This window comes from Rubritalea profundi (assembly GCF_002954445.1).
GTDB classification, from domain to species: Bacteria; Verrucomicrobiota; Verrucomicrobiia; order Verrucomicrobiales; family Akkermansiaceae; genus Rubritalea; species Rubritalea profundi.
In genome coordinates this window covers 1,832,550-1,858,227 of record NZ_MQWA01000001.1, presented here as the reverse complement: position 1 = coordinate 1,858,227, position 25,678 = coordinate 1,832,550, and the positions used below count along the sequence as shown (strand labels likewise).

19 protein-coding genes and 3 pseudogenes are annotated in these 25,678 nt (G+C 50.0%); 6 read left to right on the top strand and 16 right to left on the bottom strand.

Going from position 1 to position 25,678, the window contains the following annotated elements; all coding sequences use genetic code 11:
• Positions 1–46: 46 nt before the first annotated feature.
• From BSZ32_RS08205 to BSZ32_RS18780, 5 genes and pseudogenes are all read right to left on the bottom strand, one after another.
• Positions 47–403, bottom strand: coding sequence for a sulfatase/phosphatase domain-containing protein (locus BSZ32_RS08205; RefSeq protein ID WP_338066255.1), 357 nt, complete (start codon positions 401–403; stop codon positions 47–49).
• A pseudogene (locus BSZ32_RS08200) lies at positions 404–565 on the bottom strand (sulfatase-like hydrolase/transferase); the annotation flags it as partial. It abuts the gene before it with no gap.
• Positions 566–758: 193 nt separating this feature from the next.
• Positions 759–2,942, bottom strand: a complete 2,184-nt coding sequence (locus tag BSZ32_RS20215; RefSeq protein ID WP_338066254.1) for a DUF1553 domain-containing protein — start codon at positions 2,940–2,942, stop codon at positions 759–761.
• 105 nt (positions 2,943–3,047) lie between these two features.
• Positions 3,048–3,958: pseudogene (locus tag BSZ32_RS20210) on the bottom strand (DUF1549 domain-containing protein); the annotation flags it as partial.
• A 6-nt stretch (positions 3,959–3,964) separates the two neighbouring features.
• Positions 3,965–4,123, bottom strand: a complete 159-nt coding sequence (locus tag BSZ32_RS18780; RefSeq protein ID WP_165788731.1) for a hypothetical protein — start codon at positions 4,121–4,123, stop codon at positions 3,965–3,967.
• A gap of 577 nt (positions 4,124–4,700) precedes the next feature.
• Here BSZ32_RS18780 and BSZ32_RS08185 point away from each other — a divergent pair.
• Both BSZ32_RS08185 and BSZ32_RS08180 read left to right on the top strand, forming a co-directional pair.
• Positions 4,701–4,937, top strand: coding sequence for an NHL repeat-containing protein (locus BSZ32_RS08185; RefSeq protein WP_105042992.1), 237 nt, complete (start codon positions 4,701–4,703; stop codon positions 4,935–4,937).
• Positions 4,938–5,030: 93 nt separating this feature from the next.
• The gene (locus BSZ32_RS08180) at positions 5,031–5,756 is read left to right on the top strand and encodes a hypothetical protein (protein ID WP_105042991.1); all 726 of its coding nucleotides are present in this window, start codon (positions 5,031–5,033) and stop codon (positions 5,754–5,756) included.
• 149 nt (positions 5,757–5,905) lie between these two features.
• Here the strand turns inward: BSZ32_RS08180 and BSZ32_RS08175 are convergent, their stop codons facing one another.
• Positions 5,906–7,525 carry an amidohydrolase family protein gene (locus tag BSZ32_RS08175; RefSeq protein ID WP_129589660.1) on the bottom strand — a complete coding sequence of 540 codons (1,620 nt, stop codon included), beginning with the start codon at positions 7,523–7,525 and terminating at the stop codon, positions 5,906–5,908.
• A gap of 1,272 nt (positions 7,526–8,797) precedes the next feature.
• On the opposite strand from BSZ32_RS08175, the gene cls reads away from it, so the two are divergent.
• On the top strand, positions 8,798–10,264 hold the full coding sequence (gene cls / locus BSZ32_RS08165; RefSeq protein WP_105042988.1) for a cardiolipin synthase: 1,467 nt from the start codon (positions 8,798–8,800) through the stop codon (positions 10,262–10,264).
• A 159-nt stretch (positions 10,265–10,423) separates the two neighbouring features.
• Positions 10,424–11,250, top strand: a pseudogene (gene dinD / locus BSZ32_RS08160) (DNA damage-inducible protein D).
• Positions 11,251–11,708: 458 nt separating this feature from the next.
• Here dinD and BSZ32_RS08155 read toward each other — a convergent pair.
• The 10 genes from BSZ32_RS08155 to BSZ32_RS08110 form a co-directional block, all read right to left on the bottom strand.
• Positions 11,709–12,953, bottom strand: coding sequence for a BatD family protein (locus BSZ32_RS08155; RefSeq protein WP_165788730.1), 1,245 nt, complete (start codon positions 12,951–12,953; stop codon positions 11,709–11,711).
• Positions 12,946–13,599, bottom strand: coding sequence for a tetratricopeptide repeat protein (locus BSZ32_RS08150; protein WP_129589659.1), 654 nt, complete (start codon positions 13,597–13,599; stop codon positions 12,946–12,948). Before BSZ32_RS08150 ends, BSZ32_RS08155 begins: the two co-directional genes overlap by 8 nt.
• Complete coding sequence (locus BSZ32_RS08145) at positions 13,593–14,501, bottom strand: VWA domain-containing protein (RefSeq protein ID WP_105042985.1); 909 nt, start codon at positions 14,499–14,501, stop codon at positions 13,593–13,595. The genes BSZ32_RS08150 and BSZ32_RS08145 overlap by 7 nt, the downstream gene beginning before the upstream one ends.
• Positions 14,494–15,507 (bottom strand): VWA domain-containing protein, encoded by a 1,014-nt coding sequence (locus tag BSZ32_RS08140; RefSeq protein ID WP_105042984.1) that lies wholly within the window; start codon positions 15,505–15,507, stop codon positions 14,494–14,496. Before BSZ32_RS08140 ends, BSZ32_RS08145 begins: the two co-directional genes overlap by 8 nt.
• Positions 15,504–15,917: a DUF4381 domain-containing protein gene (locus BSZ32_RS08135; RefSeq protein WP_105042983.1), complete on the bottom strand. Its 414-nt coding sequence runs from the start codon at positions 15,915–15,917 to the stop codon at positions 15,504–15,506. The genes BSZ32_RS08140 and BSZ32_RS08135 overlap by 4 nt, the downstream gene beginning before the upstream one ends.
• Positions 15,917–16,894 (bottom strand): DUF58 domain-containing protein, encoded by a 978-nt coding sequence (locus BSZ32_RS08130; RefSeq protein WP_105042982.1) that lies wholly within the window; start codon positions 16,892–16,894, stop codon positions 15,917–15,919. Before BSZ32_RS08130 ends, BSZ32_RS08135 begins: the two co-directional genes overlap by 1 nt.
• A 9-nt stretch (positions 16,895–16,903) precedes the next feature.
• Positions 16,904–17,872 carry an AAA family ATPase gene (locus BSZ32_RS08125; RefSeq protein ID WP_105042981.1) on the bottom strand — a complete coding sequence of 323 codons (969 nt, stop codon included), beginning with the start codon at positions 17,870–17,872 and terminating at the stop codon, positions 16,904–16,906.
• A 194-nt stretch (positions 17,873–18,066) separates the two neighbouring features.
• The gene (locus BSZ32_RS08120) at positions 18,067–19,599 is read right to left on the bottom strand and encodes an arylsulfatase (RefSeq protein WP_105044795.1); all 1,533 of its coding nucleotides are present in this window, start codon (positions 19,597–19,599) and stop codon (positions 18,067–18,069) included.
• Between the two features lie 70 nt (positions 19,600–19,669).
• Entirely contained in the window at positions 19,670–21,301 is a 1,632-nt protein-coding gene (locus BSZ32_RS08115) for an arylsulfatase (RefSeq protein ID WP_105042980.1), read from the bottom strand.
• A gap of 173 nt (positions 21,302–21,474) precedes the next feature.
• Positions 21,475–22,491: an HAD family hydrolase gene (locus tag BSZ32_RS08110; protein ID WP_105042979.1), complete on the bottom strand. Its 1,017-nt coding sequence runs from the start codon at positions 22,489–22,491 to the stop codon at positions 21,475–21,477.
• A 228-nt stretch (positions 22,492–22,719) separates the two neighbouring features.
• Here BSZ32_RS08110 and BSZ32_RS08105 point away from each other — a divergent pair, with 228 nt between their 5' ends.
• Entirely contained in the window at positions 22,720–23,847 is a 1,128-nt protein-coding gene (locus tag BSZ32_RS08105; protein ID WP_165788729.1) for a carbohydrate porin, read from the top strand.
• Between the two features lie 94 nt (positions 23,848–23,941).
• Positions 23,942–25,573, top strand: a complete 1,632-nt coding sequence (locus tag BSZ32_RS08100; protein WP_105042977.1) for an esterase/lipase family protein — start codon at positions 23,942–23,944, stop codon at positions 25,571–25,573.
• Positions 25,574–25,678: the final 105 nt, after the last annotated feature.

The following is a 25,678-nucleotide window of genomic DNA, read 5'->3' as shown; positions in this document are numbered from 1 at the left end:
AGATTGAGCTGAAATCTGCGAGTGAAAAGTCGAGTTCACTGCTAGTTCATTCTCCAGCATTGCCAGAGGGTTGCTGGCTGGGAGAAACTGGGAACGGTGGGGACCGGTCGCCGATGAGTTTCATCCATTGGGCCAGCTCGGATTCTAGGCGTTTTCTGACTTTGGCGTACTCGGGATTATTTATCACATTGGTGAGTTCTGCTGGGTCCTTGCTGTGGTCAAAGAGATAGAGTTCATCGGTCCCGGTGAGGATCAGCTTGTAGCGGCCGTCGCTGGCCATGCGGTGACCCTGACCGGGTTTGCCACCGACGCCGACACACTCGCTGAAAACGGTCTGGCGGACGGTGGTGTTAGGGTCTTTGAAAGTGGGAATTAGAGAACGTCCCATCGCCCAGTCAGGAATCTACGTTCCAGCCAATGTGAGAAGAGTCGGATAGAGGTCGAGCGAGGACACCAGCGATTTTGAGCGCTTGCCGCCTTTGATACCGGGGCCGGTGCCAAACATGGGAACGTGTACGCTTTCCTCGTGCATGGTGATCTTGTTACCCAGTCCGTGGCTGCCGAGGTGGTAGCCGTGTTATTGCCAAAAAGTGAAGCCAGCCCCAAGCCGCCGAGGGTGGAGCTACTGAGATTAAGAAAGTGGCGTCTAGTGATGCCATTTTTCCACTGCTCTTTAAGTTCTTGAGGTATAGGTAAGTCCCAAAGCGTAGGGCCTTGACCGTTGTGGTCGGAACATGATTGTGTGTTTTCTATCTCTCTTATTTGTTTAAGAATTCGTCACTGTTGAGTAAAATGCTCGCGAGGCTCATCCAAGCGGCGCTCTCTACGGGGTCTAGGTCACCGGGTTGCTTGAATTCCCCAAGCAATAATAGTTTACTGGCGTCATCAGCTCCTATTTTTGTTTTTATTTCTTTGAGTCGCTCGGTGAACGATTCCAACTCCGGAGCTTCCATATTCCTGCCCCAAACCCGTTGAGCCATGAAATCCAAGCGTTGATTCACGTCTGCACCTTGCTGGATAGCGGTAGCGCCTAACACCCGAGCGGCTTCAAGAAATGTGACGTCATTGAGTAAAGCCAGAGCAGCTAAGGGAGTGTTTGTCCGATCACGGCGAACACATGCCATCAGACGGTCTGTGGCATCAAAGATACTCAGCTCAGGGTGAACAGCTGTGCGCTTCACAAACTGATACATACTGCGACGGTATATGATGGGTGCCTTGTGCTGGTTGTAGATTTTGGTATTCGAAGGGTAAGCGTTACTCCAAATCCCCACTGGTTGGTAACCATAGAATGGTGGTCCTCCGAGCTTGTCTCTGTTCAGAAGCCCAGCCGACTGGAGGGCTGCATCACGCAGCATCTCAGCATCCATCCGGTATCTAGGAGCATGCGAGTAATAGATATTTAGCCTGTCCTCATTTTGCGCTTTCTCAGAAACTCTGGCACTTTGGCGGTAGGTCATGGACATCACTAATTTACGATAGAGGCGCTTCCATTGCCATTCCTCACCGGCTTTGTCCCCATCACGGAAATCGATCGCTAGATAATCTAGTAATTTAGGATGACTCGGGCGACTCCCTACGATGCCAAAATCACCAGGAGTTTCCACCAGCCCAACACCGAATAATTCTTGCCAGACGCGGTTCACTGTCACCCTAGCGGTGAGAGGATTCTCTTTCATGACTAGCCATTGAGCCAATCCTAGTCGGTTAGCCGGCGCACCTGCTGGTGGCTCTGGCAGGAAGGAAGGAGTGGACGCGTAGACCCTTTCCTTCCGAGCTCCGTAGTCACCTCGGTCTAGTACATGGGCAAATGCAGGAGTGGATTTTTCCTTACAGACCATGGTTCCTGAACCTAGTGTGCCTTGGTACATTTTCACCAAATCCTCACTCAGCTTCTTACTTTCTGGTTCTGACTTATTCGCACCTCTGTAATGTGACACCTCGACTTTATCAGTCAGAACTAGCAGTTTCTCATCGAGTTGGTCAATCGATTGGCGCAATGCGAGGGCCTTGGCATTTTTCTCTAAGTAAATATTCCTCGCCGCTGAAACCTCAAATGGACTCCACGCCAATTTTCCTGAGCCTGGATACGTTTTCTTCTTCGCCAGCACTCTGGAAAGTGGGTCAAACCATGGCAGTTTTGCAATCTCATCGGCAGCCAATGAGCGATTGAAAATTCTAATATCTTGCAGGCCAGTAGCGCGCAATGGAAAGGCATTGGCGTCTTCCCCTGCTCTCCTACCCAGGTTAAATGGCATTGCTGTCTTGATCGTGCCTGTGAGCTTATCCAGCTTTGTCTCCAGTGGCGCGTGCTCGCCATTGATATAAAGACGCACACCTGCCGCTTTGGCTGAGCCATCGTAACTAACAGCGAGGTGCACCCACTTGATGCGTTGGATTTTCTGCGTGCTCGTCACTTGGAGGGCGTTGGTCTCCGCAGTGTCGCTCAGCAGTACCGACACGTTGCCCTTCAATAGTTGAATTTCCCATCCACGGATTGCTTTGCCATCCATGCGGGAAAGAATCGATCCTTTCTCAGAACCTTGGCCGAGCAGTTCTTCATTCCAGCGCATCCAGGTAGAAACCGTGAATGGCTGATCTTTCTCAAAATCACCAACTTCTTTCAGCTGGAAGCGTGTGTTGTTATCCATTCTAAACGATCCCTCAAGAAGTGGGTATTCATCAATCAAGGCCGGAGCTCCTTCAAACTTGTAGCTCTTTGCTGTGATCACATCCTCGATCTCGTGGCCGTTAGAATCAACCATCGGTAAATGGGTGATCAATGACTTCTGAGCCACTGGCTTAGGTCCGTCAGCACTCGTCAGCCACTTCGCCACCTCGGCATCGACTCCCAACGTCAGCTTGCTTAGCTCAGCCTGAGCCGCCGATTTTTTAGCAAGCAGGGCATTGTAAGCCGGAAGATCCGCGTCATGTGGGATCACCTGTATCGGTGCCCAGTTATCCTTGTCGTTGTGATGAGGCTTTTCATCGACATTTCCAAAATAAGCACTGAGCGCGTACAAATCCCGCGCGCTAAGTGGGTCGTACTTGTGATCGTGGCAAACTGCACAACCAGTCGTCATCCCCATAAATACCGCGCCAAATGCTTCGGTCCGCTTGCGTTTATTATTCACCCAGAGTTCTTGAGGGATCGTCCCACCTTCGCCCGACACTAAGCCAGCGCGGATAAAACCAGTAGCTACCTGGGCATCTAGATCACCATCTGGCAGTAAATCTCCCGCAATGAGTTCTTTAGTAAACCGATCAAACCGCTTGTCGTCATTGAAGCTCCTGATCAAATAATCTCTAAACGGCCAAATCTGCCTGTAGGCGTCTACGTGAATCCGGTGCGTGTCACGTAGCGGGAATAATCTAACCAGTAGCGTGCTCTTTGCTCACCGTAGGCCGTTGATGCCAGTAGCCGGTCCACGACCTTGGCGTAGGCTGTGTCAGTCTCATCTTCGACAAATGCTTTCACCTCCTCTGGAGTCGGCAGCAGCCCAGTTAAATCTAGCGTCACACGCCGAATCAACCTAGGACGAGTGGCTTCCTCATTTGGCTCCAAGCCTTTCTTAGCCAACTTCGCTAGCACAAAAGAATCCACCGCATTTTTCGCCCAATTCTTATCAGCGTTCTCTGGCACCGGACTCTTCACCGGAGCCTCAAATGCCCAATGATCACGGAACTCTGCTCCTTCTTCAATCCACCTTCTCAGTAAAGCGATTTGATCTTTATTCAGCAGCTTGGCCTTATCCTGGGGCATCATAAGCTCTGGATCATGAGATTCGATCCGCCTTATCAGCTCACTTTCGTCAGGCTTTCCGGGAACGATGGCCTTCACCTCTTTGCCATTTGTATACGCCAATGCCTGATCACGTAAATCAAGTCTCAGAGGATCAGACTTTGGCTGACGGCTCGCAGTGTCCGGACCATGGCAATGGTAGCAATAGTTCGACAGGATTGGCTAGACGTCCCGATTGTAATCGAGCTTGTTATGCTCCACTACGACGATCGCTTCAGCTCCGCTTTGGCCATTGGTGTCCTGTTTCTCACTGCAAGATGCCAGTAAGAAAGTGAGAAAGACTCCGATAATAGAGTAATGATTTGGTGGATTAGTGAACATCAGTAATGGTCTGCTTAGTGAATTTTAAAAGATGTGATTGTCGACTTCAACACAATCTAATTTCATTTTTAACTCTTTATCCACTCTACCCGCCTTGCTTTGTTCTTCTTTCATCGTCTTGCTGAGTTTTCGCCTAGAAAAGCTCACTGAATCGCTATGGATCCAGTGAGCTTTTTTCACACTACACGACAAAAATTTAAGCACTGGATTCTACAATCAATGTGATCGCTCAGTGTGACGAAACCTTGGAGTGGTTATTGACTCTGGTATGATGAGCTTTGATCCATCAGATACCCATTTTGATAATTTTGAGGAATTCTGGTAATTTTGTATGAAAAAATTGTCGTGTACTGTGGGCTTTTTTAAAGAATTCCTTATCTGGTGAAGAGCTAATAATTACTCGCGACGGCGCAAGATCAAAGCGACCCTACCAAGTCCGAGAAGGGATTTTGTGCTATTTCCCGTCGGCAACGGCAAGGCATTATGTTGAGAGTTTTGCTCGGGGGAGCGAGTACGGTCTTGGTCTCGCCTCATATGTACGGGTCATGAAATTTGACGATCAATAAAAGAAACCAATATGAATAAACTATTAATTGCGCTTGTAGCCATGGTCGCTACCGTCCACGCCGACTCGATCGACGTCAATGCAGATGGCAGCGTGCTGATTTCATCGACGCGAAACCGTGTCATTTACCAACACGATCCGAAAACTCTCGAGGTCTCCAAGCGCACGCGGGTCGATCAGGACATCAAGGATCTGGCAGTGAACGCCGATGGTACGTTGATATTCTGCGCTGACGGTAATTTTGGCTAAAAGATATCGGTACGTGACCGCAAAACTGGCAAGATTGTAAGCGAAAAAAACGACATCGAACAAGTCGGCGGGTTCGACTCCGGTGGCGACAAAGTGTTTCTCGTATCGAAGAAGGCCAATCTGCTGGCTTATCGGACAAAGGATGGCGTTTTTTCAATCGTCAACATGGCCGACGGCAAGACGACTGCCACAATCAAGCACGATGAGAAAGCGGCGCCGACACATGTGGGATGCATCAGCCCCGATGGCCAGACCCTGACGCTGATCTCACGTGGCCAGGATACGACGTCCGAAAAGAAGTTGGGCGGACGCGTCAAATTCAATGCTGATTTGGAAGCTGTGTTGACCCATGAGAAGGCCGACGGCAAGGCATCGGCAGTGACCACCTACTCCATCGCGAGCGGCAAAATCGTTTCAACAAGAGAGGTATTCTATAATGCGTCCGCACATCAGACGGCGTACGCCTTTCACCATAAGAGTGACGTACATGTTGTGACTTATGGGGACGTCAACATGCGCCTTCCCACCACGGGAGATCCCGAACTATATCGAACAACCGTTATGGCCTACGGCTTCGGTGTGACACATGACGGCAGCCGCTTCGCAGTGGGATCGATGATTAACAACGGCGCACTCTTCGACACTGGAAAACCCAAGAAACAGAAGATTGAAGGTGCGACACCCAACCCCGGTTTCCCTGAGTACTACAAGACGATGGTCTTCGATGCCGACAACAACATGTACGGCCTGACTGGCGACCTGCGGCTATTCCGGGTAGACGACAAAAACAAGATGTACGTTATTAAACCGGTGATGTAGGACGGTTTATCTCTGTAAGATAGACAATTATTGTATGAGCCTCTCAAAAACAGGCTCAACAACGACGGGTATCTTTATCACCAGGCAATCTCAAAATCACCCCCTCTCAACAGCAAGCTCAAACGCTCCCTCAAAAAATCTAACTATCTCTAATTGGCAGGCGGAATTGCGTAGAATTTTTCCGCATTGCGGTGGAATAATTTTTCGCAAGCCTCGGTTCCTTTAGGCTCGAAGTAGCTGCGGGTCAGCTTCAGAACTGCGGCGTATTCTGCCGTGGTCTTGGTGACTGGCCAGTCGCTGCCATAAACCAGCCGATCCTCACCGTAGCAGTCGAAAGCGAGATCCAGAACCGGTTGGTAGAACGCGAGGTTTTTCGGAGCAGGCTGTTTTGCAACTCTGCCGAAGAGTGCCGAGACCTTGCAATAGACATTCTTATGTTTCGCCACAGCGCGGAAATCCTTCACCCATTGCAGGTCCAGTGGTTTGCCTTCGAGCCTAACACTTCCGAAATGATCGATGATGACACGAAGTTTTGGAACGCGTTTGGCAATAGCCGCGACATCCTTGAAAGAATATTTTCCAACAAGAAAATCGACGCTTTTACCCGCATTCGCGGTGGCTTCAAGGTCACGGAAGAACGCCTCACTCAAATCATCCGCGTAGCGACCTGATAGCCGGTAGCCTAGATAGCGCGGATCTTTGCAGAGGGTGTTGAAGAAGGGAGCGAATTTGTCGGTTCCAATGACTTTGGAAAGGTTTCCGACGACACCTCGGTAGAGCGTTTTGTCACTGGCGGAAACATCCAGGTTCCACTGGTTGTCAGGGATGCTCTGACCAGCCTGGACAATTACCACACCGTTTACGTCGTTAGACTTGGCCACTTTTGCAAAATCTTCTGGCCGATGATCGCGGTAGAGGTGCTTGTTGTCCTTCTTGATCCAGCTGATTCCCTCTGGCCTAGAAAGGAGATAGAGGTGGACATGACAGTCGATCACAGATGCGCCTCCGGGCTGTGCAGGCAATGCTTTGAAAATGACAGCCACCACCTGAGCGGCAAGTTTCGCGGAACCTGCGGGTTTATAATGAACATCACCAGCTTTGGTAAACATGTCCGGCGTGAACGCAGCGGAGGTCACGTGAAGATCGTTGATCGCCACGCCATGTTTTTTCATCACACGTGCCGCGGCAGCATTGTACTTGATATCGTCACCGACGATTCGTCCAGCCTCGCCTTCAGGCACCACCGTTGTGCTCGCCCATATCAGGGTTGCTCCGGTTTTCTTCAGTCGGACTACCAGTTTCTGCAGATTTTTTTCATACTCGGGAAGTGGTGTCGAGACGGTGCCTTTGACTTTGTCGCCACTACCTTGTGTCTTTGATTCAGGGTGACGGTAGCATAAATCCCACAAACCCCAGTTGAAATGGATGACATCCCATTTCTTGTCACCGAGCCAGCCATCGATCTTGGCAAGACCTCTCGGGGTGTCACCGCAATTCGCTTTCGGGCGGATCACATTGGCCTTACCTTCAAGCCCCTTGCGAACCTGTCTGGTGTAACCGATAGAAATGGAATCACCCAGAATCAGCACGTTAGGGAGCTTTGCTTCTACCTTAGCATTCTCGGTCAGCCCGCCTTTGTCTTTCTCAGGCGTATGGAACTCACCAGCCTGTGCTAGCGACACAGAGATGAGAGCGCATAATCCAATGACGGTAGCCAACTTGGTGAATACACCACCCATAGATATTGAGAACCGCCGTGATATTGCCATGATTTCCATGCTTACCGAAATACACTGAGGAGAAAAAAACGCTGTAATTTTTTCTACTTTTTTCTGGGAACTAGGTTTTGTGGAGAAACCTCTGATAGCATTTTAGCAGTTAGATTGTCAGAAGGACTCGGAGAATTTTGAAAGGATCAGAGTCGATTCCTTAGTTAACATAAAGCACACCCATCTCGGATCCTCAGTGTACTTCAAGTTTTGGGTTATGGTGGCAATTGTCATATTAATAGGGCTCTCGTAGCTGATCCGCGATTGGGCGCCGCGTCTTCCATGAGAAGGTTATGCAAGTTATTTATGTAGAATGTTGTTTTTGGCATTTACTGTGATGGAAGTGGTGAGGGCTCTTGGGGCGCATTAAGAAAGGCTTCATCTGACAGGCCTGGGAGAAAGAGGCTGGAAGCGCTCTTCTACGTGACTGATGCTGACCTATGAGACAGACTAAATGAGACTATAAGCACTGTGATTCAGCAGCTTCGCTGGATTATTTTGAGCGACCGAGACGGTCGCGCTACGTGCAGAGACCGTCACACTTCAGCTTTATCATTCGTGCGATTAGTGTGATTGGTGGTAGAAGTCGCTGCGCTCCAATTAGGAATTAGGAATTACGAGTTAGAAATTTTTGCTTTCGGGTACGGTCAGAACATAGGTAACACTTTTACTTGCCTGCTACCATTCGTGGGATTGGTGAGATTCGTGGTAGAGATCGCTTTGTTCCAATTAAGAATCAATAATTCCAGCACGATGGGTACGGGCAGAACATTGGATGAGCAGTAATCGTACTCACGATGGTATTACTCCACGACTCCTTCAGAGTTGGCTAGGGTTTTGATTGAACCCCAGTGTAGCGACTGCGTCACAACACTGGGCTAAGCTCCGCAAGCCCGTTGGGCTACCAGTGCTGAAGTTTTCGTTAGCCTGAAGCCATGTGAGGCACGACTGTGGTCGTTAGCTGACGAGCTGGGGCTCAGCGCTCCCAAGGGGGCGACTCGCCGCTTCATCATGCTAGCGAACATTCGTGCGATTAGTGAAATCCGTGGTAGAGCTGTTTCATTATGTTGGCCTCTTAGCGTCTTTCGTCTGTTTCGCGGTAGAACCCGCTTTACCTAGCTGAAAGAATCTGTGAAAATCAGCGTAATCTGTGGTTAAAGCTCGCTTCATCATGCTGGTTAGATGCTCAAAATTTGGCGTATCCTGTGATGGATCGAAGGACTTCTTGAGCAAGATTGACAGAATCTACTGACCCGTTAGACTCCCCAGTTGATGGATGAATCACCAATCATTGAAGTAGTTAAAGTCATTTGGCCATTCGTAGCTACAGCTCTGCACATTCTTGGTGCCTGCGCTGTCACTCTACATGCAATCCTGCGGAAGAAGGATGTGAAGTCAGCGGTTGCTTGGATCGGCCTTGCTTGGCTTTCGCCGATCATAGGCTCCATTGCCTACCTGATACTTGGCATCAACCGCATCCAACGCACTGGTGTCTCGCTCGGGCTCACCAAAGTCTGGGACCACGATCCAGATCAAGATCTAACGGAAGATGAAAAAATTGCCATTCACCATGCCCGGTTAGATCACCCGAGCTTGATTGGACTAGTGAAGCTCGGCACCCGCTTGATTGGTAAACCGCTTTTGATGGGAAATACGATCGAGCCCCTCATCAATGGTGATGCGGCCTACCCTGAGATGCTCAAAGCCATCGACAACGCTGAGGTCTCAGTCGCACTCAACAGCTACATCTTTGACAGCGACAGAGTGGGTGAACAATTCCTCACAGCTCTCATCAATGCCCAACAACGGGGCTTAGAAGTCCGTGTGATGATCGATGGCGTCGGCTCGCGTTACTCCAAACCTAGCATGGTGGGACGACTCAATGAAGCTGGAATCAACGTGGCAGCCTTCCTCCCATCACGCGCCCCCTTAAGCATGGTCTTTGCAAACCTGCGCAACCACCGCAAAATCCTAGTGATCGATGGCAAGGTCGGCTTCACCGGCGGCACTAACATCCGCGAAGGTCACAGTCTCAATCTGAAACCCGTCTTCCCCGTCGCCTGCCTCCACTTCCGCATCGACGGCCCCGCGGTCTCCGAGCTCCAGGAAGCCTTTGCTATCGATTGGGCCTTCACCACTAAAGAAGAACTCAACGGCCCCACATGGTTTCCCACTCTTGAACGCAGTGGTCCAGTCATTGCTCGCGGCGTTCCGGATGGCCCAGATGAAGACCTCGATAAGATCAATGAAATGATCCTAGGGGCCCTCTCAGTCGCCCGTCATCGCGTGCGCATCATCACCCCTTACTTTCTCCCCTCCGACTCCATCCTCGATGCTCTAGCAGTCACAGCCATGCGCGGAGTCCAGGTCGACATCCTGCTTCCCTCTAAGAACAACATAGCCATCATGAACTGGGCTGTCATCCCCCAACTCCCACGCCTGATAGAAAAAGGCTGCAATATCCACACCTCACCCGCCCCCTTCGATCACACCAAGCTCCTCGTCGTCGATCACCTCTGGTCACTCATCGGCTCCACCAACTGGGACGCCCGCAGCATGCGCCTCAATTTCGAGTACAACCTAGAGTGCTACGATGCAGAACTGGCAGAAAAACTCGACACCATCATCGACGAGAAGCTAGCAAGAGCGACCCTAATCACCCTAGATGAAATCAATGCCCGCACCCTCCCAGCCCGCCTCCGCGACGGAGCTGCTAGGCTGTTTTCGCCTTATTTATAGGAAAACTTGTGCTCCATGAACTCCACGTTCCAACAACTCGCTGGCGTCCGCACCAAAATGAATCAACACGTCAATGGACGAGACCTCTAACCAACAGCATTCAGACCATTTTCGCGATGCCACGGAAATGGTCAAAACTCTCGCAACAAGCCCCTTCTTATGAACAAAAAACAGATAGAACTCCTTCAACCGAAATTTGACGAACTCGTCAACCACTCAGCTCAGGGCGAGATCGAGTTCTGGTATGCTCGGGAACTACAGGTACTCCTCGACTACACAGAGTGGCGCAACTTCCTGCGCGTCATCAACGACGCCAAAGAAGCCTGCAAAGCCTCTGGCGGGAAGGTGGAAAACCATTTTGTGACGTCAACAAAATGGTGCAGCTCGGCTCAGGCGCAGAACGCGCTATCGAGGACATCATCCTCACCCGCTATGCCTGCTACCTCATCGCCCAGAATGGTGATCCCCGAAAGGAACCTGTTGCCTTTGCTCAAACCTACTTCGCCCTCCAAACACGCAAGCTGGAGCTCATAGAGGAACGCATCCGCCTCAACGAACGCCTTCAGGCCCACGAAAAACTCAAGAACTCCGAGACCGCGCTCTCAAAAAATATCTTTGAGCGTGGTGTCGACGGCCAAGGCTTTGGCCGCATCCGCTCAAAAGGCGATGCAGCTCTCTTCGGTGGGCACTCCACTCAGAGCATGAAAAACCAGCTAGCAGTCCCAGGCAAGCGTCCACTCGACGACTTCCTACCCACCATCACCATTGCCGCTAAAAACCTCGCAACCGAGATCACCAACCACAACGTCAGCGAAAACGACCTACAAGGCGAAAACAACATCACCAAGGAGCACGTCCAGAACAACCAAAGTGTCCGCAATATGCTCGGTGAACGCGGCATCCAGCCCGAAAAACTCGCCCCTGCCGAAGATCTCAACTATGAAGTCATCAGGATCCAGGCTCACATAACCAACAGTCACCGGTAAGAGTAGTTTTATTCCATCTTGCTCAGCATTGAGCTCCCTCAAAGTTTTGGAAAAGGGAATACGCACTGTGGTCAGTGTTGCGTCTTCTACTCGGTAAAAACCCGATCCAAGCACAACCGAAAACATGTAATTCGGAACCGCATCAACAAGCCCCTCATCCTCAGCCTGGACGTCCACCAGCAATGTGCTCATGAAGATTAGAACTATAGTTATGGAACGTCCGTTGATCATGTCTTATTTACTAACAAGCTGATGAATTATTGAACAGAGGATATCCAGAAATTTGGAGAGCTCGGGCGTGACTCACGCTCTGCGGTGACCGCGGCTTGACGCGCGTGGTCGGAGAACTAACCATTACGCCGTAAATCACCTTTAGAGCTATACTCACCTAGACAAATAAAACCCAGCCTTCTGAAACTCCGTACCGCATGCGTCGAGCCAACCGCACCCCGGAACACCTAACCATTCAGCTCAGGTAGTAGTCCCTCGTGCTTGGCTTTTATTTTCTGATCCTTGCGCCAGTTTTTACGTGCTTTAGCCATCATCTTAGTTAGCTCACAGGGATCTTCTAACAAAGATTTTATTGCGTATTTCTCATTTGAGTACCGTTGTAGAAATAGCTCTAACTGGGCAGGATTATTGCTAGTGTTGACCTTATCTAGCCACTGCATGAGAGCCGCTTGAGTCTTCAACGCGTCACCCGTTTCTGCGATCTTTCTGAATCGTTCGAAATAAACTTTTTCGTGCTCAGCTCTAGCCCGTTTTCGTTCTCTAAAATTATCAGAAATCTGCTCGCGTTTCCAGAACACGCCGGCAGCTAACACTATGGCTCCGAGTACTATATTCCACCAGACTGTATTACTTTCCTCAGTGATTGCCTCATCTGCATAGGTGGATTTTGTCGATCCAGTCACCTTGATCGAGCGGCCTTCTAGTACCACTTTCTGCAGCTGTTGGTTCTTTAAATCCCACCAAACCAACTCGATCGCCGGGATCTCTGCGGTTCCAGTTCCTTCAAAAATATACGTCACCTCCTCATTGCGGAGGCCACTGAGGCTGCCACGGTCACGTTTGTCTTCCACCGTTGGCTCTGCTGGATAAATGCCTAGGCCTTCCGTCTGTGGATAGTTCAGCGGCTTGAATGCCATGCCGGCGACGTTGTTTGCGGTGAGCGTGACCTTGCGCTTCAGGGCATTTCCCACCTTCATATCTGAGGAGCTGCTAGACCATGTCTGAGTCGCACTAAAGCTCTCCGTACTGACCAACCAATCTAGCCCCTTAGCCCCTGGTGGCACCTTGCTGGTGAACTCTACAGCGGGAACAATTTGCTTAATAAGACCCGTTGATTCCGTCGTCCCCCAGACCTTACTTTTCACCTCCACAGAGAAAGCTGGGATGGTTATCGTTCCCCCTTGCTGCGGGTAGAGAGAAAGTTGGTACTGCTGGCCCGTGTACTGAGCACCATCGATTTGCTCCTGCAGCCGCACCCCTTGGCTATCAGCTGGCAAGACATAGGCTCCAGACACCTGCAGAGTGGGCATGTTAGGGATTTGCGCCCAGGCATCCTTACCCAGCACCTCAATGGTCAATAGGACACGTTGCCCCTGCCATGCTTGTTGTGGTTCCACGCTAGAACGCACCACCACAGGCTCCGCGGCCTGCAGGCTCAGCGGTAGCACCCATGTGAGTAGCCACTTATTCACCCTCACCTCCTGGCTGAGATTTTACCGCATCTTGGTACATGAACTTTGATTTCAAAAAGTCGGCGGGCTTGGTCTGCACTTTGCGTAGCCAGACTTCTCGCATTTGCGCGTCATCTAGCTTACCACCCTCGACTACTTCCTCGCCCGCGTCTTCTGAGGATGTCCCTTTTTCAAAGGTAATGCCATCTGAGCCAATTTTCCCATCTGTCATATTTCCGCCCTCAAAATCGAGAGCATCCATCCGAGCCTTGGCTATCGTTCTATTGAGCTCAGCATCGGCGTGGGGACCCAATGCTAATGCCCTATCATAGCTCGATATGGCGTCGGCATACTTACCTAACATCACAAGGGAATTGCCATGGTTATAGAATCCGTCAGCCGACTGGATGCCGGAGAACACAGCCGCAGCCTTTTTAAAGTCGCCTTGTTTAAAATAGGAAACACCTCGCCACATCGGATCAGAAAATTGCTCGGCAGCGGATTCGTAGTCACCCTTCTTATAACTCGCGGAAGCCCTCTGATCCGCAGTCTGCAGCGCAAATCCACCACCCCAAATGCTGTACGCTATTATCGAAATAAGCGCACCTGCCAAAGCATATTGATAGAGACTTTTTCCTTTTTCCTTTTTCCTTTTTCCTTCTAACACCTCCACCCCTTTCTACTCCAACATCCAGCACCGAGAACGATAAATGGCAGCAAGAAATAACCCGCATCTTGCCAGCGCTCGCTGCCGTCTTCGTTGGTTGCCGCTAACATTTTACTCTGTGCTAGGTCATTGGCACGGATCACATCCTCAGCGATCTCGCTCATCACTATCAACTCGGTTCCACGAGCCTTGGCCGCACTCATTAGCCCTGCGTCGCTCGGTGATTGTGGCGACTGGATAGCGAGGAAATGCACGGGAAGATCCGCTGCCACGGTGGCCAATTCGGTCGCCTGAGTCGGATCCACGCTGTCAGCCAGCACCAATGCTGAGCCTGAGACTCCAGCCTCTTTGAGCAGCTTCTCAGCCGCCAGTATTGCCTCACTGAGGGCATCACCTTCAGACGGCATTACAGCAGGAGTCAGGCCTTCTGCCATGGTAGAAATGATTGCATCATCCTTAGTCAGAGGCATCACTAAATGCGCACTCCCGCTGTACACGATCAAGGCACTGGCAGCGCCTTCGCGCATTTTTAGCAAGTCTCTAATCTTGAACTTGGCTCGTTCTAGCCGCGATGGCTGAACGTCGGTAGCCTCCATCGAGCCGCTCAGCTTGAGAATCAAAACTAGCCCAGTTTGGTCGTCAGAAAAGGGGGACGCTTGTTTGCGCCAACTCGGCCCGGCGAGAGCAAAAACACTCACCAACCATAGGACACAGAGAACGTGAGCGGGCTTGATGCGCGAAGACTTCCCATCACCCACTAATAAGTGCTTGAGCAAGTGCGCATCAATCATCCCGAGCCAAGCAGAACCAGCCTTTTCTCGGCGCAAAAGGCTCAGCACTGCCAGCAGCACTGGCAACAGGGCCAAAAGAAACCATGGTCGGATAAAGTGAAAATCAGCCATGTGAAACCTCCTCCGTAGAAGAGGCGTCTCGCCTCTTTAAATGATCAACCAACAAGCTTAGGCATTGCCCCCCAACACTCAGCAACAAGAAAGCAGCCAGTGGCCAATGGAAAAGATCACGGCGCGGGCGATACGATTCAGACTCCACATCTCGAGTTCCCATTTTATCAATTTCTTGGTAAATAGTATCTAACTCCTTGCGATCGCTTGCATGAAAGTACTGACCATTGGTATTTTCAGACACGGCCTTGAGAGCCTCCTCGTCGAGCTTCTCTTCGCCAGCAGATTCGGGGTCTCCAACACCCACAACATGGATGACAATCCCCTTATCATTGGCGATTGAAGCAGCTTCTGCTGGTGGAATCTGACTCCCTGTGTCATTGCCGTCGGTCAGCGCGATCATTAGTTTGTCCTCGTTCTCGCTGCGCTCAAAAAGCGTGATACCCAGCCCGATAGCATCACCAAAGGCTGTACGCGGTCCCGCCATACGCACAGCCGTCTCATCAAGCAACTGGCGGCACACTTTAAGATCCTGGGTGAAAGGCACCTGCACGAATGCGGCATTACCAAACACGATCAAACCCACTCGATCACCTTCGCGACGGGTAAGGAAATCGTCTAGCACTTCCTTCACAGCAGTCAATCGATCGACCTTTTTCCCCTCGGTATTGGTGAAATCCTCAGCCTCCATCGAACCTGATAGATCAACTAACAAGAGCAGGTCTCGAGTCGGAGTAATGCGGCTGATTGCTGGTTCAACCAATTGAGGGCGCGCCAGAGCAGCGACCAACAAAATCCATAAAAAATAATGAAACACGCGCTGGCTGAAACGCGTTTCAGCAATCACCGCACCATCAGAGGGCGTTGCGCCGATCATCTCAACCATGCGTTGAAACCACGGCACTCGTACTGCCTGCTTCGCTTCCCGGTGCGCAGGAAGTACTACCCGAAGAAGCAAGGGCAATAAAACTAGAGCAAAAAGCCAGGGATGTAAAAATGTGATCATACTTTATGTTGTTTGATCCACCTACCAGCCTGTCTTCGCAGATTCGGGCTCACTTCACCGGAGTTCTGCAACTCCTTCATCTCTAATCCAGCACATGATTGCTGGAGAAATTCTGCCCATTCTTTACCGTAGAGTGAAGCCACAGTCTCACGCTCGAAGCCCACCAATGCCACACGCTTCAATAGCTCCGACAACTCCCTCACAGTAAAAACATCTGCCAACAAAGCGAGGCCCGCACGTCGGTACGCACGCGCTTGGTACTTTCTATAACTAACAACTGCACAGCAGGGTGCTAGCCACAGCAGGAGCACTAGAAGAAAGCTCAAACCTGGCGCCAATGGCCACCAATTCGGCTCAGTTGGTAGAGCTAAATTCCGTAAATCATTGAGGCTAGGCGTTGCTCCTTCCATCACTTTTTCAGCCTTGAAGGCACTCCTAACAATTCACGTATTTGGTCCACTACGTCACCTTGGTTACTCAAGGTAAGCAAAGGCGCTGAAAGCTTACGCATGAAATGGGCTATCCCATCGCGTTCCTCGCGGTAGGACCCTACTACTTTGTCACGCACGGATTTCCGATCAAATGGGATCTCCATCTGCAATCGACCATCACTCGCTGTAACCTTCTGCGCTTGGGGGGACTCGCGCACAGGGTCGGTCACTAAAATACCCAACACATCATTGTGTTGAGATAGCTTAGCTGTGAGCTTCTCGGTGGTTTTATCTACTCCGAAAAAGTCGCTCACAATAATGACTAACATGTCATGAGTCGCCAAGGTCAGTGCTTTTTTCAGCGCCTCATTGAGCATCGAAGGGTTTGGCTCGACCTTAGAATCGACCTTCAATTTCTGGTTCATCCTGACGACAGAATTCAGAACGTTCATCACACTCTTCTGGCTTCGTTGAGGCCGATGTTCGATCACTTCTTCGTCATTGAAGATAACTGCTCCGATGCGGTCGCCCACTGCCGTAGCGCGCCAAGCCGCGAGAGCTGCGGCCTGTGCCGCAGTGACTGATTTCAACCGTTCACGGGTGCCCCAAAACATATTGAGTCGTTGGTCACAGACCACTAACACAGCTCGGTCTTTTTCCTCCGTATAGACCCGTACATACGGGCTACGAGTACGCGCTGTGACCTTCCAATCGATCGTGCGGACATCATCACCGGACTGGTACTTGCGCAATTCTTCAAAGTTGAGTCCACGCCCGCGCAAGCGTGATGCATAGCGCCCAGCAAGAATCGAGCTCACTGGCTGGGACGGCAAAAAAGAAAAATCACGCGACTGAAACTGCAGCCTAATCAACTCTTCGAGAGACGCGTAAACCCCCTGCGTCTCCGCTGGGCATTCGCCTCTCACTCGTTTTATTTTGCTCCAGTCCACAGCCATCTTAAATTTCTAAGCTATTGCCACCAATTTGACGATTTTGTTGATCACATCGTTACTCGTCAGTCCATCTGCCTGGGCTTCGTAGCTGAGGCCAATACGGTGGCGCAGACAATCACTGACGACTGCTCGGATATCGTCAGGTGTGACACTTGTGCGTTCTTCTAACCATGCGTGAGCTCGGGATGCTTTATCGAGCGCGATAGATCCACGTGGGCTCACTCCCACTTGAATATAGCGCGCTAGATCAGCGTCGAAGTCGGCTGGCCTGCGCGTGGCAGCAACCAAAGAAACGATGTATTCTTCCATCGCATCGCTGATTTCTATTTGATCAATTTCTGCGCGAGCCGAGAAGACTTCCTCTTGCGCTATTGAAATTTTTTCTTTGTTGTTAAATGAGCTGGATGTCTCACCACGCACCAAGCGCATCACCGCCTTCTCGTCGGTGTCGCTCGGGTAATCGATGGAGATATGCATGAGAAACCGATCCATCTGCGCTTCTGGCAGCGGGTAGGTTCCTTCTTGCTCGATAGGGTTCTGGGTCGCCATCACCATGAATAGCGGCGGCATTTTGTGGGTCTGGCCAGCGACGGTGACTTGGCGTTCTTCCATTGCTTCTAGCAATGCGGCCTGGACTTTGGCAGGCGCGCGGTTGACTTCGTCGGCGAGCACAATATTTGCAAAAATGGGGCCGGGTTCGAACTCGAAGCGCTGGGCTGAGTCTTCACCTAAATACATTTCCGACCCTGTGATGTCAGATGGTAAAAGGTCGGGAGTGAACTGGATACGGCTGAAATCGGCCACTAGGTGCTCGGCCAGACTTTTCACTGCGCGAGTTTTAGCCAGTCCAGGAAGTCCTTCTAGCAGGACATTTCCATTGCAGAGGAGGCTCAGAAGAATGCTTTTCACCACCGTTTCTTGACCGATGATTGACTGCTCCATGCATTGTTGGAGTTGTTTTATAGATTGGTGGGCGAGCATGATGAAGAGTGATAAGGGTGGAGTTGGGAGTGTGAAGTCTTAGCTAACAGGACTCTCGACGTTCGAGCTCCTCGGAGGAGTGTCAAAGGTCTGAGGTTCGAAGGTCGTGTTAGCAAAGTCTGGTGACTTTGTAGTAATGAAAAATCGGGATGCCCCTACGCAGAAGCATCCCGATGATCTATATGAAATAACTGTTACTTGTCGCCAGCTCCCTTGCTGATGCTGTCCATCACGTGATCGAGACTGAAAGTACCAGGCTTTTGACGTGGTGGGAACTCCTTGAAGCTCTGCAACCATTCACCTACATAACTAGCAGCTGGAGCGATCATGTACATGTGATCAATCCACCACTGAGGGTAACCGATGGCTTCGTGTTGAGCGCGCTCAAACGGATCCATGCGCAAGTTCACTAACATCGGAGCTCTGAGCACCGTGAAAGGCTTGATCCACACATCCATGCCATGGGCGTCTTGCTGGAGAAATGTTGCCTTCCAGTTGTTGTAACGAATTGCCGCTACATTTCCATCATCAGTCCAGTAGATGAACTCCTTACGTGGCCATTCCTTTGTGTCTCCTTTGAAAGAAGGCAGAAGATTGTAGCCATCGAGATGAACTTTGTAGTCCCTGTTGATCGCTTTTTTACCTTTGAGGAGATCCGCTTTTACTGTGGTATCACCAGCAGCTGCAAGCAAAGTTGGGAGCATGTCTTCGTGAGCACAAAGCTCATTGATCACTGTTCCAGGCTTGATGACTTTAGGCCAACGAATCGCTGTCGGAACACGGAAGCCGCCTTCCCACTGTGTGGCTTTTTCACCGCGGAACATGGTGCTACCACCATCGGGCCAAGTGAAAACCTCGGCTCCATTATCGGTGGAATACATGACAATCGTGTTCTCATCGAGACCGAGCTCCGTGAGCTTGTCGAGCAGCTGGCCAACCATGAAGTCATGCTCGACCATGCCGTCAGCATAGACGCCGAGACCAGTCTTGCCGCGTGACTCTGGCTTGAGGTGGGTGTTGACGTGCATCCGCGTGCTGTTCCACCAGAGGAAGAACGGCTTGTCTGCTTTCTTAGCACGATCCATGAAATCGAGAGCCTTGGCTGTTACTTCACCATCGACAGTTTCCATGCGCTTTTTAGTCAACGGCCCAGTGTCCTCGATTTTTCCATCAGCAGTGCTACTGATCACTCCGCGTGGCCCAAATTTTTTCTTAAATGCAGGATCCTTCGGGTAATCAACATTCTCTGGCTCTTCCTCGGCATTGAGGTGGTAGAGGTTGCCGTAAAACTCATCAAATCCGTGGTTAGTCGGGAGCATCTCGTCGCGGTCACCAAGGTGATTTTTTCCGTACTGAGCAGTCATGTAGCCGTGAGATTTGAGAAGACCCGCAATCGTAGGGTCTTCTATCTTCAATCCTTCAGGAGAACCTGGTAGGCCCACTTTAGTGAGACCAGTACGCATTGGCGACTGTCCTGTGATGAAGGCGGCGCGACCAGCGGTACAGCTCTGCTGACCATACCAATCGGTAAAGAAAGCACCTTCGCTTGCAATGCGGTCAATGTTCGGAGTTTTATAGCCCATCATTCCTCGGTTGTTGTAACTGAGGTTGAATTGACCGATGTCGTCACCCCAGATAATCAGGATGTTAGGTTTGTCAGCCGCTTGGACTGAGGAGCCAATTGCTAGAGAGCATGTGGCTGCTAGTATTATGTTTTTTATGTTCATTGTATCTAGGGTTTGAATTGAGAGAGAAAAAAGCGCGCTCTGAATGAGCACGCTTTGTGGAAATGTGGCTTTACTTGTTGGTCGGCTCTGTGAGCTTATCCATCACTTTATCGAGTGAGAACGTGGCTGCCTTCTGGCGCGGTGGGTATTCCTTGAAAGTTCCGAGGAATTTACCGACGTATGCCTGAGCTGGTACCAGAAGGTACGCGCGATCGAGTAACCAATCGTAGTAGGTATTAGATGTGATTGGAGCACGCTCGTATGGGTCGCGGCGAAGATTCAAAATAAGTGGCACACGAAGTGGCACGAACGGATCCATCCAAACGCGAAAACCTCCAACGGTCTTCTGCTCCATGAAAACAAGCTTCCATGGCCCATAACGAAGAGCTGTGAGATCACCATCATCTGAGAAGTAGAAGATTTCTTTACGTGGGCTCTCGACTTTTTGCGGGTCAGCAAGGTGCGCTGAGAGGTCGTAGCCATCGAGGTGGTTTTTGTAAGAACGTCCAAGCGCCTTGTTGTTGTAGCCCTTGAGGAGGTCTTGCTTGATTGTCTTATTTCCAGCCGCCGCAGCATAAGTTGGAAGCCAATCCATGTGGTGAACTATTCCGTTAGAAATAGAACCCGGCTTCACAACGCCAGGCCAACGCACAGCACTAGGGACTCTCCAGCCACCTTCCCAGTTGGTGTTCTTCTCACCACGGAAGGGTGTGGCAGCAGCATCCGGCCAAGTGTTGTAGTGTGGGCCGTTGTCTGTGGAATAATGAACGATGGTGTTATCTGCGATTCCGAGTTCGTCGAGAACTTTGAGGAAATCACCGATGTGCATGTCGTGCTCAACCATTCCGCACGAGTATTCGTCAGCATTAGGGTACATTTTTTTGATCTCCTTCGTCTTCTCATCATTCATGTGAGTACGAAAGTGCATGCGAGTACCGCTCCACCAAACAAACCATGGCTTGTCAGCTTTGTGCGCACGACGAATGAAATCGATCGCTCTAGCAGAAGTGTCGTCGTCGACAGTTTCCATACGCTTTTTCGTCAAAGGACCAGTGTCTTCGATCTTACCGTCAGCGGAAGATTTGATCACCCCGCGCGGACCGTAAGTCTCGAGGAATGTTCGGCCGTCTGGCATCTTCATGTCGCGTGGATAATCCACATTTTCAGGCTCTTCCTCAGCATTGAGATGGTAAAGGTTGCCATAAAATTCGTCGAATCCGTGGTTCGTCGGCAGCATCTCGTCTCGATCGCCAAGGTGATTTTTACCAAACTGTCCCGTAGCATAGCCTTGGTCTTTCAACACACCAGCGATGGTGATATCCTTTTCGTTCATGCCTTCTGCTGCACCCGGAAGACCAACCTTGGAAAGGCCTGTACGAAACACGCTCTGCCCCATGATGAAGGAAGAACGGCCTGCAGTACACGACTGCTCACCATAGTAATCAGTAAAGATCAGACCTTCGTTAGCGATACGGTCGATGTTGGGAGTGGTGTAGCCCATCATGCCCTTGGTGTAGGCGGAGATGTTAGACTGGCCGACGTCGTCGCCCCAAATGACGAGAATGTTAGGTTTTTTCTTATCTGCGGCAGACGCGGAGTCTGCACCGCCAATGATCACAGCGGTAACTGCGACAAGGGCTCCGACTAGGGATTTGGCAGCTGATTTTCTCAGGAATCCAAATGTAGGTAGTGTTGATTTCATTGTATTTTATTGTTAGTAAATGTTTTTATGCCGTTAGATTACGTGGCTAGCGGGAATTTTCGATATTCGGCCCTATAACACGAATCAATACTTTTCTAGAAATAAAGAGTGGCTGAATCAAAATAAATGCATCTCAGCCCTATTCATCCTAGCTTTTGACAGTTCATCAATTTTCACTTTTCAGGGAAAATGGTTTTCCACTCAGCCTTCATGTCTATAACAGTCCAGCCTTTAGCTTTGGCTTCATCTAGCCCTTTGTCGAGCTTGCCTATGTGCGAGTCACGGTCGTAGGCCCATTCGCGCTCGGCATCGGTGTGGTGCACATAGACGCAAAGGCTTGGCCCCTTCCCTGCCGCGGTCCATTGGAGCATCTGTAGGTCTCCATCAGAGTTCCCGAAGGCGGCGATCGGGCGCTTGCCAATGTGCGTGTGGATGCCAATTGGCTTTCCTTCCTTGTCATCAATAAATCCGATCTTTGGCTCCCGTACAATCACTGGCACGCCGGCACGCATTTCAAATTTCACTTCGATTGAACTGCCAATCACCTGCTCAGGAGGAATACCATAGACTTCCTCAGTAAAAACCCGCATGAAATCAATCCCTCCACCAGAAACAATATAGGTTTTAAAATCATTATTTCGCAGAACTTCGAGAACTTCTAACATTGGCTGATAGACCATCTGTTTAAGAAGTTTTCCTGATGTTGGATGCTTGGCTGTATGAATCCACTGGCGCACTGATGCAGAAAACTCCTCAGTTGTCATACCGCTATGGGTTGCTTTGACCATCTCTATCAATGCTGGCTCACCTTGAGCCAACGCCTTATTGTCATCTCCTGCAAGGACTGATTTGAACGGCTCTTTATCTTTCCAGTCAGGATGCTGTGGCGCCATTTTCCTCACTCTATCTAGAGTGTACATTGCTTGAAAGTACACGGGCTGCTCCGCCCATAATGTCCCATCGTTATCGAACACGGCAATTCGATCTCCTGGTTTCACATAATGCTCCCCACCTTCTTCGCTAACATTCTCTATAAATTTGAGAATCTCAGCCTTACTCTTTGCCGCATTCCAAGAGGGCATTACTTGGGTGACTGGTGTGGTTTTAGGAGCTGATTCTTTCGCCGATATTGTTGACGTACTCACTCCCGACACTAGGCCCAATATTATATAAAGTCTGTTAAATTTCATGACACTAAATACCTCACTACAAAAATGTTAGGTTGTTTATTTAATAAGTTAGACATCGTTACTAACCTATTTCCACTCTACATGCTAGGTGAAAATACGATCCTCACAGCCGACCTCTTGATGATTTGACAAAATCAACAGCATAGCTCAAACCATAGAAGACATTTTATGAGAAGCATTCTCCATCCTCTCTATATAATCTTGATTTTTGCGTGCTGCCACACTGCGATGAGCGAGACACAGGCCACTGCCCCCACCGGGGTGGAGGGGGAGAGTTTGTCGATCGCGGGCCTAGAGGATAATGAACTCCCGCTCAAATACATATTTTCAACCGATCGGCTCAATGTCGCACTGAGCTACAGTGCATTATTCCAAGGAGCTATTGGCGATAGTGAGTCTGGCGGATCTGGAGAACTTTCGCTCGCGGGCCGCTGGACATTTGTGGGTGAAGAATACCCAAGCCGACTACTTGAGCGCATCGGAGGTGAGCGCGACGGGCTATTGGCTCTCAAGTTTCGACTGCGCCACCGGCATGCGCTGCTAGAGAACTCCGCTGCGGAGTTAGCAAACAACATTGGAGCTATATTAGGAACCACTGATGGATTCAGTGACAGTGGTTTTGAAATTCCAGACTTATACATCCAACACATCCTCCACGATGGAAGAATCGAACTCCGTTATGGCCAGCTGAGTGTAGAAAGTCGGCTTGACTCACACGCCCTTAGAGGAGCAAAGAAGGCATTTCTCAACCGTGTATTCTCAACCAACCCGACTGTCGCGTTTCCTCGATTTGGCGCTGGAGCCACAGCACGCTGGCAGATTAACGACAATTTCGACCTCACCTACGCTCTGACCCAAGTCCAAGCGAGCAAAACAGGAGCACAGGTCGACTTTGATCTTAATTCTGGCAACATTTTTACTGCTATTCAACCGGGCTTCACCTGGCTCGGAGACGGGACTGAAAACCATATACAAGCGATGTTCTGGGGCTCCGACTCTACAGAGGAACGCGAAGAGGACTACGGATTTAGTTGTGGCTTTGAGCACCACTTTGATGACAACGAAAAATCCTTATTCGCTCGGTTTTCTAACAGCAACGGCAGTCAGACTGATCTCAATAAGATGGCAGTTGTTGGCTTCGGTTCTAATATGCGAGAAAATGACTTTCTCGGCTTCGGTGTTGGAGCTGGTCAGTCCTCTGACACCGCTGATATTCAAGGCGTATTTGAGACACTCTATAGGTACCAAGGCCCTTTCAACATTCAAATAACTCCTAACGCCCAGCTTCTGGTTGGCGATGGATTGCGTAAAAACTTCGCTATGGTTGTAGGGTTGCGCGGGCATATCGAATTCTAAAAAATCAGCATCATACTTGCGATTCCATTTCATCAGCATAGTACTCGCCTAAGTTCTAGCACACAATGTCACCACTTCAGCATAAACAGACCCAATGATTCGCCTCATTCTATCTCTCTTCCTATGCTACGCATTGAGCTCATGTGTCTCCACTGTGATTGAGCTCTCGCAGAATGAGCAAACCGAATTGCTCAGGAAAATCCCTAGAGCTGAGAAAAGCTATGCTAAACCTGCATTCAGTAAAATCCGCAAAGCGAATGGGATGTACAAACATCAACCTGAGAAGGCAGTTGCGCTCTATTTGTCTGCAGCAAAGGAGCTAGAGCCCTACCATATGCAAGCCTATTGGGCTTACAAAGCATACCAGCAATCCCTAGGTAAAGGGCTAGAACTGATTCAAACTCACCAGCTCTGGGGTAGTTCTGTAAGCTCAGGTGAGCACAGCTTCCAGATAGCTTCCCACTGTCACACAAAAGCTTCACAGCTGACCGACATCGACACTCTTCATTATGCTAATCAATACGCCAGTTCAGCTCTCAGTCCTGCGATAGAGACTCACGGTAGAGGTGTGCCTATGACCGCACGTTCAGCCTGGTCGGTTGAACGCAGCAAGAAATTCCCGTTCATGTCTAAAATTGGCTACATATACTCTGTGACAGCTCTTGCTCACTGGAGTGACGGAAACTCAGTTAGCTTTCAACTGATAGACTCACGTGAGAGTCCGCAGCTCTCAGCGAACTACACCACTCCCCATGCATTTTCCCAAGCTGCTACTAAATCTCTCATCTACCAAGGCTTGATCAACGTCTTACGTCCTGAGTATGGGATAGAGTCAATGAGCCTTATCTCTTTCGAGCCTATTGATCCGAAACTAATTCCTGTGATTTTCGTCCATGGTCTCGCGGCCACCCCTAACCTTTGGATCAAGCCTACATACGAACTACTGGAAGATCCCGTGATTCGTGAAAACTATCAATTCTATGCATACTTCTATCCTACAGGACTACCTCTCTCTCACAGCGCTGCAGGTTTAAAAAATGAAATCAAAGAGCTACACGTGCATCTTAAGGAGCATGGTGCAGGCTTCAACGCCAATGAGATGGTCATGATAGGTCATAGCATGGGTGGCATCCTAACAAGTGCAATCACCAGGGATTATCGAGGAGCCATTTCAGAAATATACAACAAAAATATCGACACTCTAACCGTCGAAACAATGGGGAAAAAATCGATTGTTGAGCTCTTAGAGACACCACCACTCGACTGTGTTTCCCGCGCAGTATTCATCGCAACTCCTCACCGAGGCTCATCCTACGCTGACAACTGGATTGGCCAACTCACTTCACATCTCATTGAAATTCCAAAAGACATCGTAGGTCTTGATCCAGCACACTACCGTCAAGATCTAACCAGTTTGGGAAAAAGCATCTTTGATATCCAAGAAGGAATGGATGGCGTCCAACGGCTCAAGTACAACAACCCAACATTGAAGTATAACCTCACCAGGCCAAAGCTGGAGAAAGTTACCTACCACTCGATCATCGGCGATCGAGGCTGGGGCGGAAAGTTAGAAAACAGTTCGGATGGGGTCGTTAAGTACACCAGCTCCCACCTAACAGAAGTAGACTCTGAGCTCGTAGTCCCGGCCTGGCACAATGCTCAGGACAGCAGCAAGGCTCAGGACGAAATGATCCGCATCCTCAAGCTGCACCTCGAGTCGCAATAAAAAAGCTCACAGACTGCTCTTTTGATTTTTCCGCACGTTTAGGGCCCTGCAACTACTCAGTGAGCAGCTGTGCGGAACTCATTTCCAATGAGGGGTTTACACTAA